Origin of the sequence: Pelomonas sp. KK5 (genome assembly GCF_001984095.1) — a bacterium.
Lineage (GTDB): Bacteria > Pseudomonadota > Gammaproteobacteria > Burkholderiales > Burkholderiaceae_C > KK5.
In genome coordinates this window covers 1-2,751 of the sequence record NZ_LYVQ01000404.1, presented here as the reverse complement: position 1 = coordinate 2,751, position 2,751 = coordinate 1, and the positions used below count along the sequence as shown (strand labels likewise).

General features: G+C 73.7%; 3 protein-coding genes. 1 reads left to right on the top strand and 2 read right to left on the bottom strand.

All coding sequences use genetic code 11. The features are described from left to right. On the top strand, positions 1-955 hold a 955-nt coding region (locus B0W88_RS31010), incomplete at its 5' end, for a sensor domain-containing diguanylate cyclase (RefSeq protein WP_158080983.1). A 16-nt stretch (positions 956-971) separates the two neighbouring features. Here B0W88_RS31010 and B0W88_RS31005 read toward each other — a convergent pair. Together B0W88_RS31005 and B0W88_RS31000 are read right to left on the bottom strand one after the other, a co-directional pair. Next, positions 972-1,658, bottom strand: coding sequence for a TVP38/TMEM64 family protein (locus B0W88_RS31005; RefSeq protein WP_077038322.1), 687 nt, complete (start codon positions 1,656-1,658; stop codon positions 972-974). Positions 1,659-1,660: 2 nt separating this feature from the next. Next, the coding region (locus B0W88_RS31000) for a phosphopantetheine-binding protein (protein WP_233151904.1) at positions 1,661-2,751 on the bottom strand (1,091 nt) is incomplete at its 5' end.

The window sequence follows — 2,751 nt, the reverse complement described above, 5'->3', positions numbered from 1 at the left end:
GCTGTCGGCGGTGTTCAAGCATGTGCTGGGCGAGCGCGCCGCGATCCAGGGCGACAACGAACGCATGCTGGCGCGGCTGCGCGCGGTGATGCGCAGCGCGCCGATGGGCATGGCGATCACGCGCGAGCGCCGGCTCGAGCTGGCCAGCCGCCAGCTTGGCGAGCTGCTGCAATGCCCCGAGGCCGAGTTGACCGGTGCCCCGCAGGCGCTGCTGCTGCCGGCCGATCCAGCGGCGGCCCAGGCCTGCATGGCGCGGGCCGAGGCGGCCTTTGCGGCGGGCCGGCCCTTCGCCGAGGAGGTGCAGCTGCAGCGCCGTGGCGGCCAGCGCTTCTGGGCCTCGCTGCAGGGTGCGGCGGTGAACCCGGGCCGGCCGGCCGACGGCGTGATCTGGCTGGTGGCCGACATCTCGGCGCAGCGCCGCCAGCGCGAGGCGCTGTCCTGGTCGGCCACGCACGATCCGCTGACCGACCTGTTCAACCGGCGTGAATTCGAGGCGCGGCTGCAGGCCCATGTCGAGGACCGCCGGCGGCACGAGCCCTCGTCCGCGCTGTTCATCGACCTGGACGGCTTCAAGGCGGTCAACGACAGCGCCGGCCACGCGGCCGGGGACGCGATGCTGCGCGAGGTGGCCGCCCTGCTGACGGGCCGCGCCCGCGAGGGCGACGTGGTGGCGCGGCTGGGCGGCGACGAGTTCGCGCTGCTGCTGCCGGGCTGCGACCATGCCTGCGCGCTGAACGTCGCCGAGCAGATCCGCGCGCGCGTCGCGGCGCTGCGCCTGCATTGGCAAGACCTGACCCTGCAGGTGGGCGCGAGCATCGGCGTGGTGGAGATCGACGCGACGCTGCCCGATGTCGCGTCCATCGTCGCCGCGGCCGATGCGGCCTGCTATGCGGCCAAGCGGGCGGGGCGCAATGCCGTGCGCAGCCATCCGCCGCGCGGCATGGCCATGCATTGACGACGAGGCCGGTGGCTCAGCGGGAATGCGCGGCCAGCCAGCGCTTCAAGGCCCAGCTCCCGCCCACCAGCAGCGCCACGATCAGCCCCAGCAGCAGCCAGCGGCCGGGGCCGGGGTTCTGCAGCGCGTCGACGATGTGGTCGGTGAAGACGGCGATCAGCACGGTGCCGGGCAGCATGCCCAGCAGCGAGCCGAGCAGCATGTCGCGGCGGGTCAGCCGGGTGCTGCCGGCGATCATGTTGACCACCGCGAAGGGCAAGGCCGGCACCAGGCGCAGCGCGATCACCGCGACGAGGCCGCGCTGCTCCATGCTCTGGCTGACCTGGCGCAGCTTCGGCCCGGCCAGCCGCTCCAGCAGCTCCTGGCCCAGGTGGCGGCCCAGCGTCTGGCTGATCTGCGTGGACAGCAGCGCGCCGGCCAGCAGGCAGGCGCTGCCCATCCACGGGCCGAGCGCCAGCTGCGCCACCAGCGTCATCAGGCCCAGCGGGATGGCGACGGTCAGCGCCAGCGTCAGCAGCAGCACCGCGCCCGCGGGGCCGACCGCCTCGCCGATGTCGTGCAGCGCATCGATCAGCCGCTCCGGCGTCACGTAGACGGCCAGCGGCGACCAGCGCCAGGCGGCGCTGAGGGCCAGCAGCAGCAGCAGCACGAGGGCGAGCGCGATCAGGCGCCGGCGCAGGCGCGGGTCGTCGAGCAGGGGCATCGTCAGGACTTTTCGCCGCTGATCATCTGGCGGGCCAGGGTGAACTGCTGGATCGCACGAGCGAGCTCATTGACCCGCGCCGCCTCGAACATCGAACCGTGCAGGCCGCTGACCTGGGTGGTCTGCAGCTGCGGCAGCAGCCGCGCCCAGGTGCGGAAGAACAGGCCGCCCCAGCCGTCCAGGCCGCTGGACTTGACCAGCAGCACCGGCCCGCCGATCGGCTGGTTGCGGTAGCCGCGCAGCGCCATCACCTGCGCCACCAGCGCCGGGTCGCTGAACATGGCGCCCAGCCGCCGGCCGTTCATGCTCAGGTCCTCGACATGCAGCCGATGCACCAGCCAGCCCAAGGCGCGCCAGGAGCTGGTACCGCCCAGCACCGCATCGGGGTGGATGGTGTCCAGCAGCAGCAGGCCTTGCGGCGCCTGGCCGCGCTGCTGCAGCACCCGGGTGGTCTCCATCGCCGCCACGCCGCCGACCGAGAAGCCGGCCAGCCAGCCCGGGGCCAGGCCTTGCGCGGCGATGCAGTCGGCATAGCGCTCGGCCAGCTCGCGCGGCGTGCGGCAGGCCTGCTGCTCGCGCGGCGGCTGCAGCATGTGGACTTCCAGCAGGCCGTGCAGCGCGCGGGCCAGGGTCTGGAAGCGCAGCACGTCCCCATAGCCGGAGGCACACAGGTACAGCGGCGTGGCCGCGCTGCCGGTGCCCAGCGGCAGGATCACGCCAGGCAGCGGCTGCGGCCGGCCCAGCGCCTGGGCCAGTTCCTCGATGGTCGGGTGCTGGCTGATCAGCTGCAGGGAAAGGCTGCGGCCCAGCTTCTCCTCCATCGCGCCGAGGATCTCGAGCGCGGTCAGCGAGTCGCCGCCAAGGTCGAAGAAGTTGTCGCTGCTGCGTACCTCGGGCCGGCCCAGCGCCTGCTGCCAGAGCTGCTGCAGCTGCTGCTCCAGCGCGTTCAGCACCTGGCGCGGCGCGCCGCCGGCGGCCACCAGCGCCTGCGGGGCGGGCAGGGCGCGGGCGTCGATCTTGCCGGTGGCGGTCAGCGGCAGCGCGGGCATGATCGTGGCGCTGGCGGGCAGCATGTAGTCGGGCAGGCGCTCGC

Coding starts and splice junctions, on each gene's coding strand:
- B0W88_RS31005 (WP_077038322.1), bottom strand. CDS start 1,658: ATGCCCCTGCTCGACGACCCGCGCCTGCGCCGGCGCCTGATCGCGCTC.